This is a genomic window from Clostridium uliginosum (assembly GCF_900112485.1).
Taxonomy (GTDB): Bacteria; Bacillota; Clostridia; order Clostridiales; family Clostridiaceae; genus Clostridium; species Clostridium uliginosum.
The window spans coordinates 114,601-135,013 of record NZ_FOMG01000006.1; the positions used below are offsets into that span (position 1 = coordinate 114,601).

A 20,413-nucleotide genomic window follows, 5' to 3' on the forward strand; every position below is an offset into this window, starting at 1 on the left:
ACTTAACATGGGTAGCTACGAGACTTTTAGTTTCGATAGTAAATATAATTGAGAATGAACGGGGGAATATTGAGATGACAAACAAGTATGTATATCTTTTTAGTGAAGGAAACGCTTCAATGAAGAATTTACTAGGTGGTAAAGGTGCTAATTTAGCTGAAATGACTAATTTAGGAATTCCAGTGCCACCTGGATTTACTGTTACAACAGAAGCATGTAATAAGTATTATGAAGATGGAAAAGTTATTTCAGATGAAGTAATAAGTCAAGTTTATGAGAGTTTAGCAAAGCTTGAAAAAGCTAGTGGGAAAAAGTTTGGAAGTGAGGAAAATCCGTTATTAGTATCAGTACGATCTGGTGCAAGAGCTTCAATGCCAGGAATGATGGATACCATCTTAAATTTAGGATTAAATGATAAGGTTGTTGAAATTATTGCTAGTTTAACTAATAATCCTAGATTTGCATATGATTCTTATAGAAGATTTATCCAAATGTTTTCAGATGTTGTTATGGACATAGAAAAGAGATTGTTTGAAAATAAACTTGAAGCACTTAAAGAAAAAAAAGGTGTAGAATTCGATACAGACTTAACTGCAGAAGATTTAAAGGTTTTAGTATCTGAATTTAAAGAAATATATAAAAAGGAAAAAGGTGAAGATTTTCCACAAGATCCAAAAATTCAATTAACTGAATCTATAACAGCTGTATTTAGATCATGGGATAATCCAAGGGCTATAGTATATAGAAGACTTAATGATATTCCAGGTGAATGGGGAACAGCAGTAAATGTACAACAAATGGTGTTTGGTAATAAAGGAGAGACTTCTGGAACAGGAGTTGTATTCTCAAGAAACCCAGCAAATGGAGAAAAGGTTATCTATGGTGAATATTTAATGAATGCACAAGGAGAAGACGTTGTTGCAGGAATAAGAACACCACTTCCAATATCAAAATTAAAAGAACAAGATCCAGTAATATATGAACAATTTGAAGGAATCGTTCATACATTAGAAAATCATTATAAAGATATGCAAGATATGGAGATAACTATAGAAGAAGGAATTTTATACTTCTTACAAACTAGAAACGGAAAGAGAACAGCACAAGCTGCTTTAAAGATTGCTGTTGATTTAGTTGAGGAAGGAATGCTTACTAAAGAAGAAGCGATATTGAAGGTTGAGCCTAAGCAATTAGATACATTACTTCATCCAGCTTTTTATACTGAAGACTTAAAGAAAGCAGAACCAATTGCTAAGGGATTACCAGCATCACCAGGTGCTGCATGTGGTAAAATAGCATTTACAGCTGAAGAAGCTAAAGATAGAGCAGCTTTAGATGAAGACGTTGTATTAGTAAGACTTGAAACTTCTCCAGAAGATATTGAAGGTATGATAGCTGCAAAAGGTATATTAACAGTAAGAGGTGGAATGACTTCACATGCTGCTGTAGTTGCTAGAGGAATGGGAACTTGCTGTGTTGCGGGATGTGGAACTATCAAAGTAGATGAAGTTAAGAGGACAGTTAAAGTTAATGGAAAAATTTATACTTCTAATGACTTTATTTCAATTGATGGTACTTCAGGAAATGTATATGGTGAAAAAATAAAGACTGTTACCCCTGAAATTTCAGGACATTTTGCAACCTTTATGTCATGGGCAGATGAAATAAGAAAACTAAAGGTTAGAACTAATGCAGATACTCCAAAAGATGCAAAACAAGCAGCAGAGTTTGGAGCAGAAGGAGTAGGTCTTTGTAGAACAGAGCATATGTTCTTTGCTGAAGATAGAATAATGGCTGTAAGACAAATGATTACAGCTAAAGATGAACAACAAAGAAGAATGGCATTAGATAAAATATTACCAATGCAAAAATCAGATTTTATAGGAATATATGAAGCTTTAGAAGGTAAGGCTGTTACAATCAGATTGTTAGATCCGCCTTTACATGAATTTTTACCAAGTTCTGATGAAGATATAAAGGCATTAGCTAAGGAAATGGAATTAACATTTGATGAATTAAAGCTTACAGTTGAAAGCTTACATGAGTTTAATCCTATGATGGGACATAGGGGATGTCGTCTTGCTGTATCATATCCTGAAATTGCAGAAATGCAAGCTAGAGCAATTATAGAAGCTGCAATAGAAGTTAAAGTTAATAAGGGATATAATATTGTTCCAGAAATAATGATCCCATTAGTTGGAGAAATTAAGGAATTAAAATATGTTAAAGATGTTATTAAAAATACAGTTGAACAAGTAATGGAAGAAAAAAATGTTAAGTTAGATTATAAGATAGGTACAATGATTGAAATTCCAAGAGCTGCTTTGACAGCTGATGAGATAGCAAAAGAAGCTGAATTCTTCTCATTTGGTACAAATGATTTAACTCAAATGACATTCGGTTTCTCAAGGGATGATGCTTCTAAATTCTTATCAGATTATTATGATAAGAAGATATATGAACAAGATCCGTTTGCTAAGTTAGATCAAATAGGTGTTGGTGCTTTAATTAAGATAGCAGTAGAAAAAGGTAGAGCTACAAGACCAGATATAAAACTTGGTATATGTGGAGAACATGGTGGTGATCCATCATCAGTTGAATTCTGTCATAATATAGGACTTGATTATGTATCTTGCTCACCATTTAGAGTACCTCTTGCAAGGCTTGCAGCAGCTCAAGCACAAGTTAAAAATAAAAGATAATATAAATTAAGGCACATTCAAAAAAAATACACATTGGATTTTTATCCAATGTGTATTTTTATAATATACATATATTAAATTCCTTTTTTATGGATACTATTAAATTTAAAGAAAATTCATATTGCAAATTACTTCTCTTAGTTGCATTTTTAAGTAGAGTTAAAAATGCAGCTTTATTGCATTTAGAGATATTTTTATAATAATCTCTTGATATTCTCCAATATTTTTGAGGAAAACAAATGTAAGCAACTATATATCTAAGGTCTGAATCTGTAAGTTTACATATTTCATTGTAAGTTCTGATTATTGATAGAGCAAGCTCCATATCCCAGTTTGTATTCTCACGTTTAAGCAATCGACGCATAAAATATGCTAAATCCTTAGCGCAATAATCCATTTTACATTTATCAAAGTCAATTATACAAGGGTCTAAACTTTTAGTGAAGATTATATTTTTATTTACATAATCACCATGACATAAAGATTTGCTTAAATTGTTATTATCAATATTATAGGCTATATCTAAAGAAAGCTTAGCAAGGTACAAATTAATATCGAAGCTAGAAATAAATTCTTTAGAAAACTCATCTTTATATTTAAAAGCTTGATTTGAAATGGTGAGTAGTTGTTCAAAATGTTTTAAAGTTGATATGTAAAAATCATCAATACCTTCTTTATTAGAACTACCTAAAATTGGATGAAAATCTTTTGATATAGAATGTATAGTAGCAAGTTCTTTAATAGAAAGTATAACATGAGTAATATTATCAAAGTTACATTTAACACCCTCTATCCAGGGGGTTAATATAAATAACATATCTGAGTAATAAACAAATCTATTATTATCAATTGTTGGTAGTAAGTTTGGTACGTTAATTCCTTGTCTATAAAGCCATTCATTAGCTGAATATACATATAATAAATCTGGTAAATCATAATAAACTTTTTTTAAACAATAGCTTTTATCTTTGTAATCTATTTTGTAAACAGCTCTTTGCTTAACAGTATCTTTAAACTTAACTATATTAATTTGTGCATTCTGTAAACCATAATATTTCAAAACAGTATTTTTTATAACATCAGGTGATAAATTAGATTTTTCTAATGAAATTAATTCTGGGTTCATAATGCTCTCCTTATAAATTTATTCATTACTATGATATTAATAGATTTTAATAAATATACATAAATAAAGAAATAAAAAATTATAAAATTTCAAATGTAAAGGATAATATTTTGTTGTTTTTGTAAATAATATTTATAGGTTTTAAATAGAGGATTTTAGTGATATATATAGAATAGATAAAGTGGGGTGAGAATATATGAATATAAGGCAAAAAATTGAGAGCTTTCAAAGGTTGACACTTATTAAAGAAGCCTCTTTTTCATCTTCTTCTTTAGGGAGAAACAAAAAAGAAGAAGATGATGATATTCGAACTTGTTATATGGTAGATAGAGATAGAATTATTCACAGTAAATCTTTTAGACGATTAAAACATAAAACTCAAGTTTATATTAAAACTTTTGGTGACCATTATAGGACTAGATTAACTCATACATTAGAAGTGTCACAAGTTGCTAGAAATATTGGTGTTGGAGTTGGATTAAATGAAAACTTAATTGAAGCTATAGCGTTAGGACATGATTTAGGACATGTGGCTTTTGCACATAATGGGGAAGAAGTTCTAAATGAGTACTTAAAAGGTGGATTTAGGCATAATGAACAAAGTGTAAGAGTGGTTAATAAATTAGAAAATGATGGTCAAGGGCTAAATCTTACTAAGGAAGTAATTGATGGTATATTAAAGCATAGTGGTTTAGGAGATAAAAATAATAAGTCTATAACGTTAGAAGGTACTATTGTTAAATATAGTGATAAAATTGCTTATTTAAACCATGATATAGATGATTCAATAAGAGCAGGATTGCTTAAAGAAGAAGAACTCCCAAAAGAAGTAACTAAAATATTGGGTAATTCATCTAAAGAAAGATTAGAAGTTTTAATTAAAAATTTTATTAAAACCTCTAATGAAAATATTAATAATGGAATTAAAGAAGTTGGATTAAGTAAAGAAATTGAAGATGCAATGATTGAGCTTAGAAAATTTATGTTTAAAAATATATATTTAGGAGAAACATTAAAGGTTGAAAGAGATAAAGCAAAATTTATATTAAAAGCAATTTTGAATTATTATAACAAACATCCAGAAGAGATGCCTAAAATGTATATTGATATAGTAGAAAAAGAAGGTTTAGAGCGAGGAATTGCTGATTATATTGCAGGAATGAGCGATGATTATTGTTTAGCTTTATTTAATAAATTGTATGTACCTAAATTAGTAATATATTAGGCATATTCCTTAAAGGTTGAAATGAAAAGAATGGGATAAGATAGTATAATACTATTTTATTAGTTTTAATAATGATTTAAGTATAAAATATCATTAAAATGGGTAAATAAGATTTGTAAAGAAAAAAGAGGTTTACAAGGCAAAAAAAAGAATTAGTACTTTAAAATAAAAAAATAAAAAAATTTTTTTTATGTAATAAGAAGGAAAAGAAGTTATGATGTCGAATATTATATAATTGCTGAAAAAAATAGTAAGGAGGGAGATGTCTCCTTGCAAATTCCAGAAGAAGTTATTGAAAAGATAAGAGAGCAAAGTGACATAGTTGATATTATTTCAGAAAGTGTAAGACTAAAAAAATCAGGCAGAAACTATATAGGTTTGTGCCCGTTTCATAATGATAAAACTCCATCATTTAGTGTTTCTCAAGATAAACAGATATATAAATGTTTTGCATGTGGAGAAGCAGGAAATGTATTTACATTTATTATGAAACAAAAAAAACTTACATTTGTAGAAACAGCAAAATACTTAGCTGATAAATCTAATATTCCTTTAAATCTACAAGGACAGGAAAGACCTCAAGTTTCTAAAAAAAAGGAGATGTTATATAACGTCAATGTAGAAAGTGGAAGATATTATTTTGCAAATCTTCAAAGAATAATGGTAGCAAAAGATTATTTTTTAAACAGAGGAATAAAGGAAGAAACCATAAAAAAATTTGGTCTTGGATATTCAAACGATAGCTGGAGAGATTTAATAAATTATTTAAGAGGTAAAGGATATAAAGATAATTTATTATTAGAGGCTGGATTGGTTTCGAAGAATGAAAAAAAAGGAAACATATATGATAGATTTAGAAACAGGGTAATGTTTCCTGTATTTGATGCAAAAGGAAAAGTTATTGGGTTCGGAGGAAGGGTTTTAGATGATTCAAAACCAAAATATTTAAATTCGCCAGAAACAATAATATTCCAAAAAGGTATTAATCTTTATGGGCTAAATTTTGCAATTAAAAATAGAATAGAAGAGGATTATATAATTATAGTTGAAGGATATATGGATTTAATTACTCTTCATCAGTATGGTATAACTAATGTTGTTGCATCGTTAGGTACAGCACTTACGGTTAATCAAGCTAGACTTTTAAAAAGATATACAAATAATGTGATTATATCTTATGATGCAGATGTTGCAGGACAGACTGCTACATTAAGGGGACTTGAAATTCTTAGAAATGCTGGATTTGAGGTTAAAGTATTAGTAATTCCTCAAGGGAAAGACCCAGATGAATTTGTAAGAAGTAATGGTAAAAATGCATTTTTAAGATTAGCTCAAGATGCATTGCCTTTAATTGAGTATAGAATTAAGAGAGTTGCTGAAGGTGTAAATTTTAAAGATAGAAATAACCTGATAAAATATGGAGAAAAAGTAGCAGAAGTATTAGCAGAATTAAATCCAGTAGAAAAAGATGTATATATAAAAAAAATTTCAGAAGATACTGGAATTAAAGAACAGGCATTATATGACTTACTTTCACAAGTAATGGCAAAAAAACAAAAAGAAAATAATTATATGAATAAAAAGGAATATTTTGGAACAAAATTATATGTAGAGCCAGGATATATAAAGGCTGAGAGGGCATTACTAAAATTAATGCTAAACGAAGAATTCTTTGATGAAATTAAAAGGTGTATAAATCTAGGAGATTTTGTCATAGATTCTCACAATAAAATTTATTCATTAATATTAAATAGCAAAAATGAAGAATCTATTAATATAAATTCTTATATTGAAAGCAGATGTGATGATGTAGAAACTTCGAAAGAATGGATTGCTATAAAAGAACATAAAATTTTAGATTTAAGAAATAAAGATAGATTAATTAGCGACTACTTAAACGAAGTTAAAAGTTTTAAGTTAAAGTTAGAGATTAACAGTTTAAAGAATGAACAAAGAAAGTTGGAAGATAAGGGAATGATTGAGGAATCTATAAAACTTGCAATTAAGTTAACAAATTTATCAGAAGAATTAAAAAAAAGAAGGAGATGTTAATGGTCATGGCAGAAGGAGGCAAAAAAAACATGGAAGAAAAAACAAAAGCAAAGGCTATAAAGGGAAAAGAAGACAAGAACGCTAAAATGGCCATGGTAAAAAATCTTATCGATAAAGGAAAGAAAACTGGTTCTTTAACATATAAAGAGATTATGGATGAGATAGATCACATAGATTTAAATCCAGAACAAATAGAAAAAATATATGAAGTTCTTGAAATGATGGGTGTTGAAGTTATAGGTGGTGGAAATGATGCACCAGAAGTTCAGGAATCACTTGATTTAACAGTTCCAGAGGGAATTGCCATAGACGATCCAGTTAGAATGTATCTTAAGGAAATAGGTAAGGTTCCTTTATTATCTTCAGAACAAGAGATAGATTTTGCAAAAAGAATCGAAGAAGGAGATCAAGTAGCTAAAAAGAAACTTGCAGAAGCTAATTTAAGATTAGTAGTAAGTATAGCTAAAAGATATGTTGGTAGGGGAATGTTATTTTTAGACTTAATTCAAGAAGGTAATTTAGGTCTGATAAAAGCAGTTGAAAAGTTTGATTACAGAAAAGGATATAAATTTTCAACTTATGCTACATGGTGGATTAGACAGGCAATAACAAGAGCTATTGCAGACCAAGCTAGAACAATTAGAATACCAGTTCATATGGTAGAAACAATTAATAAGCTTATAAGAGTGCAAAGGCAATTATTACAAGAATTAGGTAGGGATCCTTTCCCAGAAGAAATTTCAAAAGTAATGGAACTACCAGTAGAGAAAGTTCGTGAAATCCAAAAAATTGCACAAGAACCAGTCTCTTTAGAAACTCCAATTGGAGAAGAAGAAGATTCACATTTAGGTGACTTCATACCAGATGATGAAGCTCCAGCACCAGCTGAAGCAGCAGCATTTACAATGTTAAAAGAGCAATTGATAAATGTACTTGATACTTTAACTCCAAGAGAAGAAAAAGTATTAAGATTAAGATTTGGATTAGATGATGGAAGAGCTAGAACACTTGAAGAAGTAGGAAAAGAGTTTAGTGTTACAAGAGAAAGAATTAGACAAATTGAAGCAAAAGCTTTAAGGAAGTTAAGACATCCATCAAGAAGTAAGAAATTAAAAGATTATTTAGATTAAGCACCTGTAAAAAGGTGCTCTTTTTTTATAAGGGATACATAAATGTACAGTTAAAAGAAATTTATGTTGAATTTCATAAATAATCAATAATTATAAATTGGCATTGTAAAATAAATAACTAATTCAAGATTCTTAGGATTTTTTGAACTAGATAAGGAGGCAAAGTCAGTTAATAATGCTGTTACTATCTGACTTAATATAAGGCACATTCAAAAAGATAAAAATACTGACTAGTTATTTGTTTGGAAATGCCTTAACTAATATATAAGAATTGTAGGTGTAACAATGGAATTAAGTAAAAGATTAAATTGGATTATAAAATATATTAACAAATGTGATGTGATAATGGATGTTGGTACAGACCATGGATATATACCGATTTATTTGATAAAAAATGAAATGGCACAAAGAGTTATTGCATCTGATATAAATAAAGATCCATTAAAAAAGGCGAAAATTAATGCTTCATTAGATGGAGTATTAGATAAAATAGATTTTAGATTAGGTGGAGGATTAAACAAATTAAATAAAGGCGAAGCACAAGGTGTTATAATTGCGGGAATGGGAGCAAACTTAATAAGGGATATATTAGAAGAAGATTTAAATAAGGTAAAAAAGTTGGAGTATTTAATTCTTCAACCAGCTCAAAATCCAGAAGTCTTAAGAGAATATTTGTATAATAATAATTATGAAATTTTATGTGAAGATTTATGTTTAGATGAAGGACAATATTATGAGTTGTTTAAAGTAAGGTATAAAATAGGGCAGAATACAACTTTAGATTCTATATTTTATGAAATAAGTCCAATAATGCTGAAAGAAGAAAATCCTTTATTAAAAGAATATATAAAAGTAAAAATTGAGAAATATAATAAGATAGTGGCCTTTATTAAGGATGGTACAGAATCAGCCCAAAAAAGAAAGAATGAAATTAAAAGTAAGATTAAAATATTAGAGAAGTTTATTTAGGCACATTCAAAAAATAACAGACCAGTATGCTTGCCTATTTTGTATCATATTGTGTCGGCAAGTTTTACGGATAAGATAAGCTATGAAAACTTGTTTCTTTGTCTGATACCCAATATACAGTGCATCTTTGGTATGTTATTTTCTTTCATGTGTCTTAGGAAACAAAATTAAAGGAGAAAATATATGAACACAGTAAAAGATATTTCAAAAGCAATTGAAAAGAGAGCACCTAAATTTTTAAAAGAAGATTATGATAATGTGGGATTAATGGTTGGTGATCAAAACAAAGAAGTGAAAAGTATTCTATTAGCATTAGATTGTACAAATAAAGTACTTAAAGAAGGTATAGATAATAAAGTTGATTTAATAATAACTCATCATCCTTTAATATTTAAAAAACCTAAGAATATAATACAAGGAGATTTATTAGGGGAAAAAGTTATAAATTTAATAAAAAATGATATAAGTCTTTATTCATGTCATACAAATTTAGATTCTGCTAAATTAGGAATAAATGAAACAGTAGTTGAAATATTGGGATTTAATTCAGATCAGATAATTGAAACTTCTAGTATTAAAGGGTTTGAAGATTCAGGAATCGGAAGAATAGTAAAATTAGAAAATAAAATTCAGTTAACAGATATTATAAATACTATAAAAAGCAAATTAAATATAAATCACATGAGAGTTGTTGAAGGTAATAATAAAGTAAGTACATTAGCAATAATTAATGGAAGTGGTCAAGATCTTTTTAATAAAGCAAAAGAATGTGGAGCAGATTGTATAATAACAGGAGATACAACATATCATTTTGCTTCTGACTTCAAAGAGATGGGTATAAGCATAATAGATGCTGGACATTTTTCAACTGAATGGATTGCATATTTGAAAAGTTTAGAATTCTTAAAAGAAGAGTTTAAGGATATTGAATTTATTATATCTGAAAAATGTGAAGATCCTTATAGTTTTATATAAGACACGTTCAAAAAAATAACAGACCCGATATACGACGCATCTTTGGTCTATTATTTTCTTTCATGTGCCTAATACATTAACTAAATTCCATTGTATATGCATATATTAATTTATAAGAATAATTTGTAGGTGGTAGCTATGGGAGATGGTGATAAAAATGATTTTAAAAGAGAATTTAGACATATGTTTAGACATATGAGAAGAACTTTTAATGGAGGCGGTAGATGTAGAAGGGGTTGGTCTCCATTTTTCCCTGGACCATGGTATATGTGTCCTAAACTTGTAGTTGGAGCACTTTTACTTTTGTCATTACTTTTATGTGGCGTAAGCATTTATGGTCTTTTGATAATAGTTTTGCTAATGCTACTGTTCATTTTATTATAGATTAATATATAAGTTCTAATTAATAAAATTCATTGTTACAATTGCTAAAAGTACAAATTCAATTTAAATGAACAAACTTTTTTAGAACATATATATTAAAAAATAATATTTAAAAGAATTAATTAAATTTTTATTTGTAAATTATAAAGAACTATGTTAAGATATATCTTGCGAGCAAAACGTGCAATCGCTGCTGGGCTTGATCCAGGAGAGGAAAGTCGGGGCTCCATAGGGCAGGGTGCTGGATAACGTCCAGTCAAGGCGACTTGAAGGAAAGTGCAACAGAGATATACCGCCTAAGTTTACTTAGGTAAGGGTGGAAAGGTGAGGTAAGAGCTTACCAGCGTGATGGCGACTTCACGGCTATGTAAACCCCACTTGGAGCAAGACCGAATAGAGAGGCATTAAGGGATAGCCCGTCCCGCCTCCGGGTGCGTCGCTTGAACCTATTGGCAACAATAGGTCTAGATAGATGATTGCTTAATACAGAACCCCGCTTACGGCTTGTCTCGTTTAATTGTAAAATACACTAGGTTAATGCCTAGTGTTTTTTTTGTTCACTTTTATTTAATTAAAAAATTTTTAATATTCCTAGAGTAGGTTCGAAATAGATTAAATAATTATTAAATTCACAGTAAATACCATATTTTTTTCGGTAGTTACTTATAGCTTCATTTAAAAAATTTTCTGTAACATCTAAATATTCAGCTAGCTCATATTTGTTTGTTGCTCCATCATTATAAGCATTAATTAAATCTTCTAAACTTATAAGTGTTTCATTACCCCACCTGCGAGCTAGTAACTCTTGTTTTCTATTAATGATGTTATTATCATCAATTATATTTCCAAAAGAAGTTTCATGATGACCTATTTCTTCAACTAAAATACATTTACGTTCAACATTAGTTTCAATATCTTTATTAATAAGTATTTTACTATTTTTATATAATCCCTTAAGATTGTATTTTAATTTTTTATCTTTAACTCTTAACCCCTTATTTTCAGCAATTATAAGTAATCTTTCATATGTCATTAAGTTATTGCCTCAAATTTACCAATCTTCATCATCAAATAAAGCATCTATATAATCTTTTAATAATTTTACTTTTTTAGGAGTTAAATTTTTATCTTCCAAATGTGCAGCTACTGTATCTATTTGTTTTTGTTTTTCTATATCAACATTTTTCTTTATAGGTGTAGTTTTTTCTATAATAGTAGTATTTTCATTTTCAAAAAAGTCATTAACTGATACTTCAAGAGCATTAGCAAGTTTTTGGAGTGTTCCCATTCTAGGGTTTAAAGAAGTTCCGGTTTCAATATCTGAAATTGTACTAGGGCCAACACCACATATATATGATAACTCTTTTAATGTCAATTTTTTTTCAATTCTTGTATTTTTTAAAAAATCACTTATATAGCTCATAACTAATCACCTTTCTTATTATGTTTTGGTTTACAGAAATATAATAACACTTAATTTTGGCAAAGTAAAGCAACCTTGTACGGAAAACCGTATAATATGTAGCCATTAAGAGCTACTTTTACTAGAAAAGCAATAATTTACAATAACTAATTTGTTAAAAATGGAAAAAAAAGATAAAATGTAATTACGGTTTACCGTTAATAAGACGAATGAAATATTTCAAAATAACAAGTAAATATAAAAATTTAATATGTGAGAGGTAAATAAATATTATGTTAGTGTTAAACGAATTAAACTTATGTAAGTTTTATACAAGGTACTATAAATTTAATAATAAAATAGTATCATAAGAAATAATAATATGTTTAATTTGATAAATAGATGAAAAAAAGATGGTATTTTAATGACAAATTTGACATGCGATAATAGTAATATAGAAATAGAAACAAGAAACTACAACATATATTTAAGACATTATATATAAAGCGATGTAATTAATATTAAGAAGATAAAAATAAATATTAATGTATAAAATTTAAAGAAAAAATGAAGATGATTTAGATATAAGGTATAGGGGGAAAAGTTTAATGTTAGAATTAGAACAAGTAAATATATACAAATTTATAGAAAAAGCTGTAAAGGTAGCAATAAAAGAATATGATAAGGAACAAAAAGTAATAGATGAAAAACGGGTATTTCATAATACGAAGTTATTAATGAAACATTATAATGATCTAAAGTCACATATAGTTTATTCAGTAAGTGATATAAATGATATAACTAATAGTGATAAAATAGAATTAGAAAAAGAAGACTATGATGAATTATACATTTTAAGTATAAAACAAAGTAAAGTTAAGACGTTAATAATGATTTCACATGTAGATGTATCATTAGAATTATTAAAAAAAGAACAAAAAAGAAAAGGTGTTATAGAAAAATATTTAGCACTAGAGAAAATCTTTATAGGAGAGAAAACATACGAACAAATAGCAGAAGAATTAAATTGTGGTGTTATAACTGTTAGAAGATGGATAAATGAAATGCTAACTGAATTAGGAATTTATTTATTTGGAATTGAAGGAATAAAGTTAGAATAAAATTCTATGTTTTAAAACATAGTCTGAATTTTAAGGCATCTATAAAAAATATAGATGCCTTTTTGCATGTATATAAATGACGTGATAAATAGATGAAAAAAAGATGGTATTTTAATGAAAGGTTTGACATGAGATAATAGTATTATGGAAGAATGTAAATAAGTAATTAGAAACTAAGAAATAAAGTAATATATATGACGTGATAAATAGATGAAAAAAAGATGGTATTTTAATGAAAGGTTTGACATGTAATAATGGTAGTATGGAAAAGTAAACAAAGATATAATTAATTCAAAATTAAAAACAAGTTAGACATATATTTTAGCATGGCCATGCTTTTAATTTAAAGTATATATAAAGGATTTAAAGTCTTATTTTAAGTAAGGCTTTTTATTATGCTCTTTTTTAAAGTTGCAGAGCTTAAAGAACAATAATACTAATAACTAAAGGTAATTAGTATACAGTTTTTGAGGAGGGGAGGAGGATTAATATTTAAGAAGCAAGCTATGTTTTAAGTGAATATTGATATTAAAACATCAATATTATTTTAAAAAATAGCCCAAAAGTAAAGGAGGTGATAGTATAAATGATTTAATAATTGAAATTAGGAAAATATTAGGTAGAGAATTTCCTAATGTTACTGTATATGACGAAGAAATAAAACAAGGTTTTAAGAAACCTTATTTTTTTGTCAAAATATTAACTTCAAATCAAATAAAAGAACTTAATAGAAGATACAAGAGAAATGTATATTTTGATATAAGTTATTTTAGTGATAAAGAGAGTATAAATTTGGATTATTTTAATATGGCTGATAGCTTATATAAAACACTTGAATATGTAGAAGTTGATAGTAAAAAATACAGAACACTGAATATGAAACATGAAATAGTCGATGAAGTGTTACATTTTATGTTCCAGCTAAAGTTTAACTTATTAAAAAAGATTGAACAAACAGATATGGAAAAATTGGAGGTAGATATAAGTGGAAAATAAGTTTTCAAAAGCACAACTAATAGAATCTAAGCATTTTACACCTAATGAAAAAGATATTTTAAATGCACTACTAATTGATAATGAATATAGCATTAATGATGCAAAAGATGTAATTAATAAATTTTATGATAGGGAGGCTAAATAGATGGCAGGAGGAATATGGGAAAAACAAAACAAAGTAAGAGCAGGTGCTTATGTAAATTTTAAAAGTAAGCATAATGAAGAAGATGTAGTTAATGAAAGAGGAGTAGTTGGATTACCAATATCATTACCCTTTGGTCCTGAAAAGAAAATTATACAAATAAATAATGACACAGATTTATTAAAAATTATAGGAATAGAAAAAGATGAGAAATGTATCGTAATGTTAAAAGAGGCATTAAAGAAAGCAAAAATAGTACTATTATATAGACTTAATGAAGGGGTTAAGGCAAGTAAGACATTAGGAGGTCTAACTATAAGTGCTAAATGGAGTGGCAGTAAAGGAAACGACATAAGGATAGTTATTCAAACTAATATTAATGATCAAACTGCTTTTGATGTAAGTACATTTTTAGGAAACACAAAAGTAGATATTCAAAAAGTTAATAATATTGATGAATTAGCTGATAATATCTTTGTAGAATTTAAAGGTACAGGAGTACTTCAGTTATCATCAGGTATTAAGTTAGAAGGCGGAGAAGATAAAGGTGTTACAGGAAAAGATTATTCGGATTTTTTAAAGGAATTAGAATTATATCACTTTAATACTTTCGCAATACCTTTTGATGATTTGAATACTAAATTAGTTGTAAAAGAATTCGTAAGAAGATTAAGGGAGGATGAAGGTAGAAAGATACAAGCTATTTTACCTAATTTTGGGGAGGCAGATTATGAAGGAATAATATCTGTTAGAAATGGTGTTTATATTAAAAATAATATCCATATTAGTAATGTAGAAGCAACTGCATATATAGCAGCTCTAACTGCAAGTGCAAGTTATGCAACATCTAATACCTATGCTTTATATGAAGGGGCTATTAATGTAGATACTAGATACTCAGATAGTGAAATAAAAGAAATTATTACTAATGGTGAAATAATATTTATTAATAATAATCAAAAGATTTTAATTGAACAAGATGTTAATACTTTAAAGACTTTTACAGATGATAAGAAATCTGATTTTAGAAAGAACAGAGTTATAAGGGCTTTAGATGGAATAAACAATAGAATTAAATCAAAGTGGGAAGAAACTTATATTGGAAAGACAAGTAATAATGAAGATGGCAGAAATCTATTTAAAAAGGATGTACTTAATATATTAGAAACATTACAAGCAGAAGGTGCATTAGAAAATGTAAGTGTAGAAGATATTGAAGTATTTAATGGAAATTCTAAAGATGCTGTTGTAGTTAATGTTAATGCACAGCCAGTAGATAGCATGGAAAAAATATATATGACTGTATTTATATAATAATAGGAGGATGATTAAATGAGTGATTTTTTGAATTTCAGTGATACTTTAAGCGGAACAGAAGCAAAAGGATTTATAACTATAAAGGGTAGGAATGAAGAGTTGTTTTATGCAAAGAAGCTAGAATCTGATGCAGAAAAAACTAAGACAACAGGAAAAACTTTGGGAAGTAGAGTTGAGCAAAATAAAGCAACAGGATGGAAAGGAACAGGAACACTTACTGTTTACTATGTTACATCTTTATTTAGAGAAATGATGATAAATTATATTAAGACTGGTAAAGATGTTTATTTTGATATGACGGTTACAAATGAAGATGCAACATCAACAGTAGGAAAACAAACAGTTGTATTAAAAAAATGTAACTTTGATAAGGTTAGTATGGCAATGTTTGATGTAGAAAGTGAAGTACTAGAAGAAGAAATGGCATTTACTTATGAAGATGTTGATTTATTAGATAAGTTTGGAAAGCCAGTAATATCATAATAAGTATTTAATTTTAAACGTAAAAATAAAGTTTAAGTGGTTTTTAAGGATTTATAAACATGGGTAATAAAGTAATGGATAAACTTTAGACAGTGAAATATAGGAGGCTCAAGAATTATTTAAATCTAAAAACTATAAGAATATGATTAAGTACAACAATAGTGCCAATAATAAAGAGTTTTAAATCAATAGTTAAAATAAAAATTAAAGAGAAGAGAGGAAGATAACAAAATGAATAATAATTTTGAAGATTTTTTAATGGATAGCTTTGAGGAAACACAAGAAACTGAGAGAGAAATAACTTTAGGTGGAAAAAAGAAAATAATGAAGTTTAAACCTATTTCTGCTGATTTAGGAGATAAGTTAAGAAAGAAAAATAGAAAAATTAAATTTGTAAAAGGACAAAGAATAATTGAAACAGATCAAGATAGATATATTTCAGATTTAATAATTGAAACTACAACTTGCCCTGACTTAAAAAATTCAGAACTTCAATCTTCTTGGGCAGTTATGGGAGCAGAACAATTATTAAGTGCGATGAAATCTAAAATGAAAGATGGAGAATTTTCAGATTGGTCAACCATAGTAAGTGAAGTAAATGGTTATGACAAAAGTGTTAATGAATTAGTTGAAGAAGCAAAAAACTAATTCAGGGGGACGATGGTGAAGCAGCATATGCTCATTATGCCCTCCATAAACTTAAAATACTTCCTCATGAATTAATGAATTTATCTAGACAGGAGAAGGCTTTTGTATATGCTTCTATAGATTTGCACGTAGAGAAGGAAAATAAAGAAGCTAAAAAATTAAAGCGTAAAAGATAAAATAAAAGGAGGTGATAGGTATGGCATCAATAGTAGCAGGTATATCAGCTATGGATAGTATAGTAAATCAACAAATAATACAACAAATATCACAGCAGGTATCAGTAACGAATGTATTAAATTTAACTATACAACAAGCAGCAAAAGAAGAAGAAAAGTTAAGCCAAAATATAGGTAAGAGTTCATCGAGTATGGACAATCTTTTAAATAAAGCTAAAGATTTTGGAAAAAACACTGTTAGTTTTAGTGGAGTAAAAGATGGGGTGCAGGCAGTTTTGTCTGAAACATCAAAAATGCAAGATAAAATGCTTTCTGTTCAAGGAATGCTTGGAGATAAAAATGCAGGTGGAGCTTATTTTAATCACCTACAAAAGCAAGCTAATCAATCAGGATTTTCATTTGATGAACTTAAAAATAATGCTCAGTCATTTTCAGGAGTAACTAAAAATACAGAAAGCTTAGATAAATTAGCTAATTTATCAGAGCGACTATCACTTGGTAATTCTGCTGAAGGTATGTCAGGAGCAGGAGATGCTATTAAAGAGATGATGTCTGGTGATGGAGCTTCACTTCAAAGTAATTTTGGATTTAGTAGTGAAGATATAGGTATTTTGCAAGCAAGTAAGGATTTAGATGATTTTACATCTAAATTTGATGAACTTTTAAATAATAACGGTTTAGATTCATCAATGCTTGATGACTTTAATAACTCAGCTTCTTCTCAATTTGATAATTTAAAAGAAAATTTTAGTAGTAGTTTGGCAGAATCAGGGCAAGGTGCATTAGAAGCATTTGCTCCGGTTATGGAAGTAATAAATGAAATGTTTTCTAATGGATCATTTCAAGTATTTTTTGATGTAATATCAGCAGCACTTGTGGGATTAGCTAGTATTATATTATGGATTTGTGAACTGATAAAAAGTAATTGGGGAATAGTGCAAGCAATTTTAATAGCAATAGGGGTATTCTTAGCAACTATTATAGTACCCCAGGTATTAATATTTGCAGCAGCATGGCTTATTGCGAATCTACCTATATTACTTGTAATTGGAGCGATTGCATTACTTATATACGTATTAATGCAGTGTGGCGTGACTACTCAACAAGTATGTGGATTTATAGGTGGAATTTTTATGGTTGTATTTGGAGCTATATATAATAGAGTTGCACTTATCTGGAATATAATTGCAAGTTTTGTAGAATTTTTTGCTAACGTATTTAATCATCCATTATACTCTGTACAAAGATTATTTATAAATATATGGAATTCAATAGCGGATTTCGTAGGTGGTGCTTTAGACTGGATTATAGAAAAAGTTAAGACAATACCATTTTTAGGAGATTTGCTAGGTGATTTTACAATAGATTCTTTAAAAATTGATATTCCAGAAGCACCAGAAGATTATTGGACTGCACCTAGAATGGAAAGTAAAGATTTAGGTAATGAATTTGATTTTGGATATAATTCGGGAAGTAATTTGGTATCAGGCATTGGAAATAATTTGGGGGGTATCACATCTAAAATAGATAATTTTAAAAACGGAAGTAACTTGAGTAATATTGGAAACCAAAGTAATATCCCAACGGATTCTACTAATTCATTGTTAAATCAAGGTGATGGAGCATTAGCTAACAATTGTGTGGGAATAGATGATACTAATTTAAGTAGAAATTCGGCTGACAGTGCTGAAAGTCTTAAAAATATGGATGATACTGTAGATGTTTCAAATGAACATTTAGAAATGATGAGAGATTTAGCAGAACAAGATAGCATTCAAAACTTTGTATCATTAACTCCAACAGTACAAGTTACAACTGGAGACATTAAAGAAGAAGCAGATATTAATAAAATAATATCTAAAATAGAAACTTATATGGAGAATGAAATGAATAATAGTGCAGAGGGGTTGTATGCGTGATGAGCAAGAAATATAAAATGCTATTAAGCATAAACAATGGTGATGAGGGATTTGAATTACCTGTACTTCCAGAAGAAATAGAAGTAAAAGAAAATGGTGATAACAAAACCTATGATGTTATAAACTTAGGAGAAGTAAATGTGATAAATATCCCTAAGTTAACAGAGATATCGTTTAAAAGCTATTTCCCTACAAATAAAGGACCATATGTAAGCACTAAAAAGTTATTTAAACCACATGTTTATATGAATAAACTAAAAGAATGGCGCAAAAATATAGAAAAAATAAGATTTATATTCATTGGAACTACATTTGAAATAAACGATTTATTCTCAATAGAGAGTATTAAATTTACTGAAAAGGGTGGAGAAGTTGGAGATATTTATTATTCTATAGAATTAAAAAGATATAGACCATATTACGCTAAAAAAGCAATTATACAAGAAACTCAAAATGGTGTAGTTATAGATAATTATAATACTCAACTAAGACCTAATGATACAGTAAAAGTGAGAACTCATACTGTAGTTGAGGGAGATACTCTTTGGCATATCGCTAAAAAGTATTTAGGTGATGGAAATAGATATAAAGAAATTGCAGAGATAAATAATATATCTAATCCTGATTTAATATTTCCTGGGCAAGTATTTAATATTCCATAAAGGAGGTTTACATGAAAATAGAATTATTGATTGATGATAAGAAAGGGAATATTTTTGATATTAGCGATCTTGTAAGAGAAGTAACATGGAAAACTAAAAGAAAAGATAGTCCTTCAAGTCTAGATATAAGCTTATTAGAAGACACTAGTATATCAATATCAAATGGAGATATTGTAAGATTCAGAGTTGATAAAGTGAATATATTTTATGGATATATATTTAAAAATGCAGGTGATGAAGGACCAGAAATTAAGTTAAATGCGTATGATCAAATTAAATATCTAATGTATAATGACACCTATGCATTTGCTAATATAAAAGCAAGTGATATAGTTAGTAAAGTAGCTGATAAGTTAGGATTAAGAAAAGGGAGTATTGAGGATACTGAGTATGTTATTCCAATCATTCAAGAAAGTGATAAAAAATTATTAGATATTATTTATAAGGCTCTTGAAAAAACATTAATAGCAAATACAAAAACTTTTGTTTTGTATGATGAGTTTGGAAGCTTAAATCTTAAGGATATAAATAATATGAGACAAGAAATAATAATATCAGATGATACTAATTTAGGAAAATATGATTGGAGTAAATCTATTGAAGAGAGTTACAATAGGATAAAATTTGTTAAAAAAAATGAAAAAACTGGACAAAAAGACGTGTATATTGCCCAAGATAGTTCAAGTATTTATAAATGGGGAAAACTTCAATTTTTTAAAAGTATTGATGATAAATTAAATAAAGCAGAGATTGAGCAAATGCTTGATGGAAATTTAAAATTAAAAAATAAAGAAAGTAAAACCTTAAAGCTAAAGAATGTATTAGGAACTGATACAGAACTAGAAGCAAAGCTAAGAGGGGGAGCAGGAGTGTTTGTTGATATAAAAAGGCATGGTATAAATCAATGTTATTTAATAGAAGAAGCTACACACAAGTTCTCAAAAGATGGACATACAATGGACTTTAATTTAAAGGTGGTGTAAC

General features: G+C 28.2%; 19 protein-coding genes and 1 other RNA gene. 17 read left to right on the forward strand and 3 right to left on the reverse strand.

Annotation, left to right across the window (positions count from 1 at the left end; all coding sequences use genetic code 11):
• The first annotated feature begins 74 nt into the window (after positions 1-74).
• Complete coding sequence (gene ppdK / locus BM027_RS06040; protein WP_090089660.1) at positions 75-2,702, forward strand: pyruvate, phosphate dikinase; 2,628 nt, start codon at positions 75-77, stop codon at positions 2,700-2,702.
• 58 nt (positions 2,703-2,760) lie between these two features.
• Here the strand turns inward: ppdK and BM027_RS06045 are convergent, their stop codons facing one another.
• Positions 2,761-3,828 (reverse strand): CotS family spore coat protein, encoded by a 1,068-nt coding sequence (locus tag BM027_RS06045; RefSeq protein ID WP_090089662.1) that lies wholly within the window; start codon positions 3,826-3,828, stop codon positions 2,761-2,763.
• A gap of 196 nt (positions 3,829-4,024) precedes the next feature.
• Here BM027_RS06045 and BM027_RS06050 point away from each other — a divergent pair, with 196 nt between their 5' ends.
• The 7 genes from BM027_RS06050 to rnpB all read left to right on the forward strand — a co-directional run bounded on the left by BM027_RS06050 (position 4,025) and on the right by rnpB (position 11,079).
• Positions 4,025-5,053, forward strand: a complete 1,029-nt coding sequence (locus BM027_RS06050; RefSeq protein WP_090089664.1) for a deoxyguanosinetriphosphate triphosphohydrolase — start codon at positions 4,025-4,027, stop codon at positions 5,051-5,053.
• A gap of 270 nt (positions 5,054-5,323) precedes the next feature.
• A complete protein-coding gene (gene dnaG / locus BM027_RS06055; protein ID WP_090089666.1) occupies positions 5,324-7,105 on the forward strand; it encodes a DNA primase in 1,782 nt (593 codons plus the stop codon).
• Between the two features lie 5 nt (positions 7,106-7,110).
• A complete protein-coding gene (rpoD, locus tag BM027_RS06060) occupies positions 7,111-8,235 on the forward strand; it encodes an RNA polymerase sigma factor RpoD (RefSeq protein WP_090089763.1) in 1,125 nt (374 codons plus the stop codon).
• A 285-nt stretch (positions 8,236-8,520) separates the two neighbouring features.
• Positions 8,521-9,204, forward strand: a complete 684-nt coding sequence (locus tag BM027_RS06065) for a tRNA (adenine(22)-N(1))-methyltransferase (protein ID WP_090089668.1) — start codon at positions 8,521-8,523, stop codon at positions 9,202-9,204.
• Positions 9,205-9,387: 183 nt separating this feature from the next.
• Positions 9,388-10,179, forward strand: a complete 792-nt coding sequence (locus BM027_RS06070) for a Nif3-like dinuclear metal center hexameric protein (protein ID WP_090089670.1) — start codon at positions 9,388-9,390, stop codon at positions 10,177-10,179.
• A gap of 138 nt (positions 10,180-10,317) precedes the next feature.
• Complete coding sequence (locus tag BM027_RS06075; protein ID WP_090089672.1) at positions 10,318-10,563, forward strand: hypothetical protein; 246 nt, start codon at positions 10,318-10,320, stop codon at positions 10,561-10,563.
• 171 nt (positions 10,564-10,734) lie between these two features.
• Positions 10,735-11,079, forward strand: an RNA gene (gene rnpB / locus BM027_RS06080) — RNase P RNA component class A.
• Between the two features lie 55 nt (positions 11,080-11,134).
• On the opposite strand, the gene BM027_RS06085 is transcribed toward rnpB, so the two are convergent.
• Together BM027_RS06085 and BM027_RS06090 are read right to left on the reverse strand one after the other, a co-directional pair.
• Positions 11,135-11,596: an ImmA/IrrE family metallo-endopeptidase gene (locus BM027_RS06085; RefSeq protein ID WP_090089674.1), complete on the reverse strand. Its 462-nt coding sequence runs from the start codon at positions 11,594-11,596 to the stop codon at positions 11,135-11,137.
• 18 nt (positions 11,597-11,614) lie between these two features.
• Positions 11,615-11,986 (reverse strand): helix-turn-helix domain-containing protein, encoded by a 372-nt coding sequence (locus BM027_RS06090; protein ID WP_090089676.1) that lies wholly within the window; start codon positions 11,984-11,986, stop codon positions 11,615-11,617.
• Positions 11,987-12,573: 587 nt separating this feature from the next.
• On the opposite strand from BM027_RS06090, the gene BM027_RS06095 reads away from it, so the two are divergent.
• The 9 genes from BM027_RS06095 (at position 12,574) to BM027_RS06130 (ending at position 20,412) form a co-directional block, all read left to right on the forward strand.
• Complete coding sequence (locus tag BM027_RS06095; protein ID WP_090089678.1) at positions 12,574-13,086, forward strand: helix-turn-helix domain-containing protein; 513 nt, start codon at positions 12,574-12,576, stop codon at positions 13,084-13,086.
• A gap of 597 nt (positions 13,087-13,683) precedes the next feature.
• Complete coding sequence (locus BM027_RS06100; RefSeq protein WP_341465521.1) at positions 13,684-14,082, forward strand: phage tail terminator family protein; 399 nt, start codon at positions 13,684-13,686, stop codon at positions 14,080-14,082.
• Complete coding sequence (locus BM027_RS18200) at positions 14,072-14,227, forward strand: hypothetical protein (protein WP_175559947.1); 156 nt, start codon at positions 14,072-14,074, stop codon at positions 14,225-14,227. Before BM027_RS06100 ends, BM027_RS18200 begins: the two co-directional genes overlap by 11 nt.
• Positions 14,228-15,538: a phage tail sheath family protein gene (locus BM027_RS06105; protein ID WP_090089682.1), complete on the forward strand. Its 1,311-nt coding sequence runs from the start codon at positions 14,228-14,230 to the stop codon at positions 15,536-15,538. It abuts the gene before it with no gap.
• 18 nt (positions 15,539-15,556) lie between these two features.
• Positions 15,557-16,024 (forward strand): phage tail tube protein, encoded by a 468-nt coding sequence (locus tag BM027_RS06110; RefSeq protein WP_090089684.1) that lies wholly within the window; start codon positions 15,557-15,559, stop codon positions 16,022-16,024.
• A 231-nt stretch (positions 16,025-16,255) separates the two neighbouring features.
• The gene (locus BM027_RS06115; protein ID WP_090089686.1) at positions 16,256-16,672 is read left to right on the forward strand and encodes a phage tail assembly chaperone; all 417 of its coding nucleotides are present in this window, start codon (positions 16,256-16,258) and stop codon (positions 16,670-16,672) included.
• A gap of 196 nt (positions 16,673-16,868) precedes the next feature.
• Positions 16,869-18,767 (forward strand): tail length tape measure protein, encoded by a 1,899-nt coding sequence (locus BM027_RS06120; RefSeq protein WP_090089688.1) that lies wholly within the window; start codon positions 16,869-16,871, stop codon positions 18,765-18,767.
• Entirely contained in the window at positions 18,767-19,429 is a 663-nt protein-coding gene (locus tag BM027_RS06125) for a LysM peptidoglycan-binding domain-containing protein (RefSeq protein ID WP_090089691.1), read from the forward strand. The genes BM027_RS06120 and BM027_RS06125 overlap by 1 nt, the downstream gene beginning before the upstream one ends.
• An 11-nt stretch (positions 19,430-19,440) precedes the next feature.
• Positions 19,441-20,412, forward strand: coding sequence for an XkdQ/YqbQ family protein (locus tag BM027_RS06130; protein ID WP_090089694.1), 972 nt, complete (start codon positions 19,441-19,443; stop codon positions 20,410-20,412).
• Position 20,413: the final 1 nt, after the last annotated feature.

What these genes read in the sequence shown, in the direction of transcription:
- ppdK (WP_090089660.1), top strand. Translation starts at nt 75, where the DNA reads ATGACAAACAAGTATGTATATCTTTTTAGTGAAGGAAACGCTTCAATG.
- BM027_RS06045 (WP_090089662.1), bottom strand. Translation starts at nt 3,828, where the DNA reads ATGAACCCAGAATTAATTTCATTAGAAAAATCTAATTTATCACCTGAT.
- BM027_RS06050 (WP_090089664.1), top strand. Translation starts at nt 4,025, where the DNA reads ATGAATATAAGGCAAAAAATTGAGAGCTTTCAAAGGTTGACACTTATT.
- rpoD (WP_090089763.1), top strand. Translation starts at nt 7,111, where the DNA reads ATGGCAGAAGGAGGCAAAAAAAACATGGAAGAAAAAACAAAAGCAAAG.
- BM027_RS06065 (WP_090089668.1), top strand. Translation starts at nt 8,521, where the DNA reads ATGGAATTAAGTAAAAGATTAAATTGGATTATAAAATATATTAACAAA.
- BM027_RS06070 (WP_090089670.1), top strand. Translation starts at nt 9,388, where the DNA reads ATGAACACAGTAAAAGATATTTCAAAAGCAATTGAAAAGAGAGCACCT.
- BM027_RS06075 (WP_090089672.1), top strand. Translation starts at nt 10,318, where the DNA reads ATGGGAGATGGTGATAAAAATGATTTTAAAAGAGAATTTAGACATATG.
- BM027_RS06085 (WP_090089674.1), bottom strand. Translation starts at nt 11,596, where the DNA reads ATGACATATGAAAGATTACTTATAATTGCTGAAAATAAGGGGTTAAGA.
- BM027_RS06090 (WP_090089676.1), bottom strand. Translation starts at nt 11,986, where the DNA reads ATGAGCTATATAAGTGATTTTTTAAAAAATACAAGAATTGAAAAAAAA.
- BM027_RS06095 (WP_090089678.1), top strand. Translation starts at nt 12,574, where the DNA reads ATGTTAGAATTAGAACAAGTAAATATATACAAATTTATAGAAAAAGCT.
- BM027_RS06105 (WP_090089682.1), top strand. Translation starts at nt 14,228, where the DNA reads ATGGCAGGAGGAATATGGGAAAAACAAAACAAAGTAAGAGCAGGTGCT.
- BM027_RS06110 (WP_090089684.1), top strand. Translation starts at nt 15,557, where the DNA reads ATGAGTGATTTTTTGAATTTCAGTGATACTTTAAGCGGAACAGAAGCA.
- BM027_RS06115 (WP_090089686.1), top strand. Translation starts at nt 16,256, where the DNA reads ATGAATAATAATTTTGAAGATTTTTTAATGGATAGCTTTGAGGAAACA.
- BM027_RS06120 (WP_090089688.1), top strand. Translation starts at nt 16,869, where the DNA reads ATGGCATCAATAGTAGCAGGTATATCAGCTATGGATAGTATAGTAAAT.
- BM027_RS06125 (WP_090089691.1), top strand. Translation starts at nt 18,767, where the DNA reads ATGAGCAAGAAATATAAAATGCTATTAAGCATAAACAATGGTGATGAG.
- BM027_RS06130 (WP_090089694.1), top strand. Translation starts at nt 19,441, where the DNA reads ATGAAAATAGAATTATTGATTGATGATAAGAAAGGGAATATTTTTGAT.